We start from the raw sequence: 5,624 nt of genomic DNA on the forward strand, positions 1-5,624 counted from the left end.
CGGCTTGGATCCCCGCCTTCGCGGGGATGCTCGGTGAAAAATGAGCTCAGGCCGGTGAATGACGATCAGGCCTAAGCCTCGTTCCCCCTAAGCCTCGTTCCACGACAGGCTGCTGTTGCGGGCCACCTTGATCGCGCGGGCGACGGGCGGGGGTACGGTGGCGGGCCAGCGGGCGGCGACGAAGCGTTCCTTGGTCAGCCAGGCCAGCGAGACGCTGTCGGACTGGTTGCCGCCAAGGATGCGATAGGCCCCGTCGTCCTCGCCGGCGTAGAAGCCGACATGGCCCTTGCCGCTGCCACGGCCGTCGCGCCAGAACACCATCACCGCGCCCGGCGTCGGGGCGGTGGGGATGCCGAAGCGCTCCCAGGCGCGGGCCGACAGCAGGCCCGCCGGGGTCGGCTCGCGGTCGAGGGTGGCCGAGACGCAGTGGCCCACGAAGAGGCCGCACCAGGGCACGTCGTCGCCGGTGTAGATGCTCTTGAGGCCCTGGTCGGAGGCCCAGTCGATGATCTCGGGATTGTCGCCGCGGCCGGGCTTCTCGCGCGTGCCGATCAGCCGGCGAGCCTCCTGGAACCAGACGAGGCCCGGGTCGTCGAAGTCGGCCAGGGTCAGGGGCGTGGGGGCGTTGACCGCCGGAGCGCCCTGGAACAGGGCCGCCAGGGTCAGGGGCCCCACCACCCCGTCGGGCTCGAGCCCGTGCTTGAGCTGGAAGCGGCGGACAGCGGCCACCGTGGCCCGTCCCCACACCCCGTCGATCGGCCCAGGCGTGTAGCCGCGCGCCGCCAGCTGCTGCTGGATGTCCTTGATTTTCATGACCGCAACTCCGTCGCGTAGCGGCGTTATCCGAACTGCAAGCCGGGCCACGAGTCAATCATGGAGTGTATTTCGCGGATTGCCCGTAATCCTTACATCGCCGCTGCGTCGGAAGCGGTCGCGCCCTACCCCGGCAGCCGCATCACCGCCCGCAGGCCGCCCATCGGCGAGCGCTCCAGGACGAGGTCGCCGCCCAGGCCCCGGGCCATGTCGCGGGCCAGGGCCAAACCGAGACCAACGCCCTTCTCGTTCTGGTTCCGCGACTCGTCGAGGCGGTTGAAGGGCTTGAAGGCCTCTTCGTAGCGGTCCTCGGGAATGCCGGGACCGTCGTCGTCGACCATGATCAGCACCCCGCCGGTCAGGCGCGGCTCCAGGGTGACGCGGACGGTCTCGCCGTGGGCGGCGGCGTTGTCCACCAGGTTGGCCAGGGCCCGCTTGAAGGCGCTGGGGCGCAGGTTGGCGCTCAGCCCCTGCTCCAGCACCGTCTCGACGCTGGCCCCGCCGCGCTCGGCCCCGGCGCAGACCCCGGCGATCAGCGGCGCCAGCTCGACGGCCTGAAGGGCCTCGCCGCCCTCCCCCCGGGCGAAGGCCAGGTACTCGTCGATCATGTGCTCCATTTCGGAGAGATCGCGCTTGATGGCCTCGACCTGCGGACCGGGCTCGGCCAGGGCCATCTCCAGCTTCAGGCGGGTGAGCGGGGTGCGCAGGTCGTGGCTGACGCTGGCCAGCAGGGCCGTGCGCTGCTCGATGTGGCGCTGGATGCGGGCCTTCATGGACAGGAAGGCCTGGGCCGCCTGGCGCACCTCGCGCGCGCCGTGCGGCTTGAACTCGTGCTCGGCCCCGCGCCCGAAGGCGTCGGCGGCGTCGGCCAGGCGCTCGATGGCCCGCACCTGGTTGCGGATGAACAGGATGGCGATGGCCGTCAGCAGCATGGTCGCCACCACCATCCACAGGATGAAGATGTGCCCTTGCGTGGCGAAGGCGCGGTCGCGCGGGGCGAAGATCCGCAGGGTGCCTTCCTTGACCTTCACCCGGATCTCGACGTGGGCGGCGTAGCGGTTGGAGGCGTCGAACCAGAAGGGCTCGTCCAGCCGCTCCTCCAGCGCCCGCTGCATCGAGCGGTCGAGCGAGGCGAACATCGCCGGCCGCTTGCCCGTGGGCAGCTCGCGGCCCTTCAGCAGGGCGATCGACAGGTCCATGGTCTGCTCGGCCCGCTCGGCCATGGCCTTGACGGCGTCGGGGCTGGGATCGTCCTGGTAGGTGGCCACGGCCCAGGCGATGTCGCCGGCCAGGCCCTCGGACAGCCGGCTGTTCACCGTCTCCCAGTGGGCGTCGAAAAAGCCCCAGGTGACGGCGATCTGCATCACCGCCACGGGCAGGACGATGATCAGCAGGGACCGGCCGAACAGCGAGGTCGGCAGCCAGCGCTTGATCTGGCGCGGAATGAACAGGCGGGTGCGCAGGCGCATTCTAACCCCCTCTCCCCTTGCGGGAGAGGGTGGCCTCCGAAGGAGGTCGGGTGAGGGGTCGACAGACGGCGCCGCCGCGACGGCGTTGAGGCCGGGCGGAGCGGCGGGGTTCTGAGAGACCCCTCATCCGTCGGCTTTCGCCGACACCTTCTCCCGCAGGGGGAGAAGGATTTTGATACGTCCCCATCAATCCGGCGCCAGCCGATAGCCCACCCCGCGCACGGTCTGCAGGTAGCGGGGGTTCTTGGGGTCGGGCTCGATCTTGCGGCGCAGGCGGGTGACCTGGACGTCGACGGCGCGGCCGGTGGCGTCGGCGGTGTCGCGGGCCAGTTCCAGGCGATCGACGGGTTCGTGCAGGGCGCGGGCGAGGCGTCGCAGCAGGGCGACCTCGGCCTCGGTCAAGCGCACGGGGACGCCGGCGCGGGTCAGCTCGCCGCGATCGGGGGCGAAGGCGCAGTCGCCCATGACGATCTCGCGCGGGCCGATCGGCTTGGGCGCGGCCCGGCGCAGGATCGACTCGATGCGCAGCAGCAGTTCCTGCGGCTCGAACGGCTTGGCCAGGTAGTCGTCGGCGCCGTGGGTGAGGCCCTCGATGCGGTCGCCGGTCTGGTCGCGGGCGGTCAGCATCAGGATCGGAACCTTGCCGATCTCGCCGCCCTTGGCCCGCAGGCGTTTCGTGAAAGAGAAGCCGTCCTCGCCGGGCATCATCACGTCGAGCACCAGCAGATCAAAGTCCATCACCGCCACCAGCCGGTCGGCGTGGGCGGCGTCGGCCGCGGCGCTGACCCGGAAGCCGGCGCGGCTGAGGAACTGCTTGAGCAGGTCGCGGATGCGGTCGTCGTCGTCGACCACCAGCAGGTGGCGCTCGCGTCTTTCCTCGGGGCTCACAGGGCCTCCCTCCGATTGACGCCGACGCCCTGGCGCGGACCGGCCAGGGCCGCCAGGATGCGCCGCGCGCCGGGCACGCCGTCCAGGCCGCCGGTGCGATAGGCGCGGCCGAGCAGCGCCCGCAGACGCTCGCTGACCCGTGCCTCGAAGGCGCGCCCGGCCTCGGTCAGCACGGCGGGACGGCGGCGGGCGTCCAGATCGCCGGCGGCCTTCTCGGCCAGGCCCAGCTTCTGCAGGTCGCTCAAGGTCTTGCTGGCGGCCTGTTTCGACAGGCTGGTCAGCTTCGAAAGATCCTGCACCCCGATGCCCGGACGCCGGCGCAGCAGGAAGGCCGCGCGCCAGTGCGAGCGCCCCAGCCCGGGGCCCTCGGTCTCCAGCACCCCGTCGACCGCCGCCCACAGCGCCGCCTCGGCCAGGAGAATCAACTCCAGGCCTCCATCGAGCTCCTCCTCGCGCAGGATCAGGCGGGGATCGGCGTGCGGCGTCATGCGGGCGCGTCCATTTTGTTTGACCTTCCGGCTCCTCGGGCGTCTAAGGACCGGGTTCCAAATAAGGAGGTCTTGGACCGATGTCTCTCGTTCCCTTCGATGATCGCGACGGATGGATCTGGCTGGATGGCCAGTTCGTTCCCTGGCGCGAGGCGAAGGTGCACGTATTGACGCACGGCCTGCACTACGCCTCGTCGGTGTTCGAGGGCGAACGCATGTACGGCGGCGAGATCTTCAAGCTGACCGAGCATACCGAGCGCCTGTTCAAGTCGGCCGAAATCCTCGACTTCGAAATCCCCTACACGGTGGCCGAGATCGACGAGGCCTGCAAGGCGACGGCCGCCAAGAACGGCCTGTCGGACTGCTATGTGCGCCCGATCGCCTGGCGCGGCAGCGAGATGATCGGCGTCTCGGCGCAAGCGACCAAGATCCACGTGGCCATCGCCGTGTGGGATTGGCCCAGCTATTTCGACCCGGCGCTGAAGGCCAAGGGCATCCGCCTGACCTGGGCCAAGTACAACCGCCCGGATCCGAAGACGGCCCCCGTCGCCGCCAAGGCCGCCGGTCTCTACATGATCTGCACCATCTCCAAGCACGCCGCGGAGAAGGACGGCTATACCGACGCGATGATGCTGGACTACCGCGGCTATGTGGCCGAGGCGACCGGCGCCAACGTGTTCTTCGTCAAGGACGGCGTGCTGCACACGCCCAAGCCCGACTGCTTCCTGGACGGCATCACCCGCCGCACGGTGATCGAGATCGCCAAGGGCAAGGGGATCGAGGTGGTCGAGCGCCACATCGAGAAGCAGGAGCTCTCGGGCTTTTCCGAATGCTTCATCGTCGGCACCGCCGCCGAGGTGACCCCGGTCGCCGAGATCGGCGAGTTCACCTTCACGCCCGGCAAGCTGTCGCTGAGCCTGATGGACGCCTATGCGGCCCTGGTACGCCGCGAAGAGGTCGTGCCGGCGTAAGGCTGGGTCGCGAGCTTTGAGATCGAGAACCCCGGGGCGATGCTCCGGGGTTTTTCTTTGGCCGGGGAAGACCCCCTCAGTCGCTCCGCGACAGCTCCCCCAGAGGGGGAGCATCTGTCTTGCTAGATCCTCCCCCTCTGGGGGAGGTGGCCCGGAGGGCCGGAGGGGGCCCCGCTTCAGCGGGGCTCCACCGTCGCCACCAGCCAGCCCCCGCCCCAGGGCGTGTTGACCACCGCCTCGTCGAGCACCGCGCCCAGGGCCTTCAGCCGCCGCCACAGGCGAAGCGGCTTCAGCGACAGCCACATGGTCAGGCCCACCGCCCCGCCGGGGGACAGCATGGCGCGGTAGTGGGCGATCAGGGGCTCGACCTCGCCCAGGTGCTCGATGCACTCGGAAAACACCACCACGTCGAACTGCTCGTCGGTGGCGAAGGTGCGCCCGTCGCCGAGCAGCAGTTCGACCTGGCCGGCGGCGATCTCCCCCGCCAGACGCTCGACGCCCTTGGCTACGGCCGGGGCGGAGAAGTCGACGCCGACATAGCGGGCCGGGCCGTGGGCGCGCAGGGCCTCGAAGAACACCCCCTCGCCGGCCCCGATCTCGAGCACCCGCGCCCTTGGCCAGCGGTCGGCGATCATGGCGGCCAGCAGGCGGTGATGGTGGCGCTGGTCGGAGCGGTGCAGGCGGTCGTAGACGCCGTCGCGATATTCCTGGTCCCAGCGCTCGACGGGGGCTGCGCGAAAGGCCTCGCCCTTGCGCTTCTCCATCAGGTCGCCCAGCCACGGACGGTCCAGCGAGGCCATTTCGACGAACCGCCGCCAGCGCATATAGACCATCGCGATTTCCCCCGGGAGTTTACCAGACCAGGGTTAGACGTCGCCACGCGTGCGGAGCCGCAAACGAAACCCCTCTCTCTTTGAGAGAGGGAGGGGCCCGCGCCGAAGGCGTGGGAGGGTGAGAGGTTTCACCCTTTGCAGGCAAATCCCTAGGCGCGCGGC

6 protein-coding genes are annotated in these 5,624 nt (G+C 70.0%); 1 reads left to right on the forward strand and 5 read right to left on the reverse strand.

What is annotated here, in order from left to right; translation table 11 throughout:
* Nucleotides 1–87 precede the first annotated feature (87 nt).
* The 4 genes from DMC18_RS19630 to DMC18_RS19645 form a co-directional block, all read right to left on the reverse strand.
* Nucleotides 88–813, reverse strand: coding sequence for a TIGR02594 family protein (locus DMC18_RS19630; protein WP_110120604.1), 726 nt, complete (start codon nucleotides 811–813; stop codon nucleotides 88–90).
* 125 nt (nucleotides 814–938) lie between these two features.
* On the reverse strand, nucleotides 939–2,282 hold the full coding sequence (locus DMC18_RS19635) for an ATP-binding protein (protein WP_110120605.1): 1,344 nt from the start codon (nucleotides 2,280–2,282) through the stop codon (nucleotides 939–941).
* A gap of 186 nt (nucleotides 2,283–2,468) precedes the next feature.
* Nucleotides 2,469–3,170 carry a response regulator gene (locus DMC18_RS19640; RefSeq protein ID WP_110120606.1) on the reverse strand — a complete coding sequence of 234 codons (702 nt, stop codon included), beginning with the start codon at nucleotides 3,168–3,170 and terminating at the stop codon, nucleotides 2,469–2,471.
* Nucleotides 3,167–3,658, reverse strand: coding sequence for a MarR family winged helix-turn-helix transcriptional regulator (locus tag DMC18_RS19645; protein ID WP_110133232.1), 492 nt, complete (start codon nucleotides 3,656–3,658; stop codon nucleotides 3,167–3,169). Before DMC18_RS19645 ends, DMC18_RS19640 begins: the two co-directional genes overlap by 4 nt.
* Before the next feature lie 80 nt (nucleotides 3,659–3,738).
* Here DMC18_RS19645 and DMC18_RS19650 point away from each other — a divergent pair, with 80 nt between their 5' ends.
* On the forward strand, nucleotides 3,739–4,629 hold the full coding sequence (locus DMC18_RS19650) for a branched-chain amino acid aminotransferase (RefSeq protein ID WP_110120608.1): 891 nt from the start codon (nucleotides 3,739–3,741) through the stop codon (nucleotides 4,627–4,629).
* Nucleotides 4,630–4,805: 176 nt separating this feature from the next.
* Here DMC18_RS19650 and DMC18_RS19655 read toward each other — a convergent pair whose 3' ends face one another.
* Nucleotides 4,806–5,462 (reverse strand): cyclopropane-fatty-acyl-phospholipid synthase family protein, encoded by a 657-nt coding sequence (locus tag DMC18_RS19655; protein WP_110120609.1) that lies wholly within the window; start codon nucleotides 5,460–5,462, stop codon nucleotides 4,806–4,808.
* Nucleotides 5,463–5,624: the final 162 nt, after the last annotated feature.

Origin of the sequence: Caulobacter sp. D5 (assembly GCF_003185805.1) — a bacterium.
Lineage (GTDB): Bacteria > Pseudomonadota > Alphaproteobacteria > Caulobacterales > Caulobacteraceae > Caulobacter.

Coding starts and splice junctions, on each gene's coding strand:
- DMC18_RS19635 (WP_110120605.1), bottom strand. CDS start 2,282: ATGCGCCTGCGCACCCGCCTGTTCATTCCGCGCCAGATCAAGCGCTGG.
- DMC18_RS19645 (WP_110133232.1), bottom strand. CDS start 3,658: ATGACGCCGCACGCCGATCCCCGCCTGATCCTGCGCGAGGAGGAGCTC.
- DMC18_RS19630 (WP_110120604.1), bottom strand. CDS start 813: ATGAAAATCAAGGACATCCAGCAGCAGCTGGCGGCGCGCGGCTACACG.
- DMC18_RS19650 (WP_110120608.1), top strand. CDS start 3,739: ATGTCTCTCGTTCCCTTCGATGATCGCGACGGATGGATCTGGCTGGAT.
- DMC18_RS19655 (WP_110120609.1), bottom strand. CDS start 5,462: ATGGTCTATATGCGCTGGCGGCGGTTCGTCGAAATGGCCTCGCTGGAC.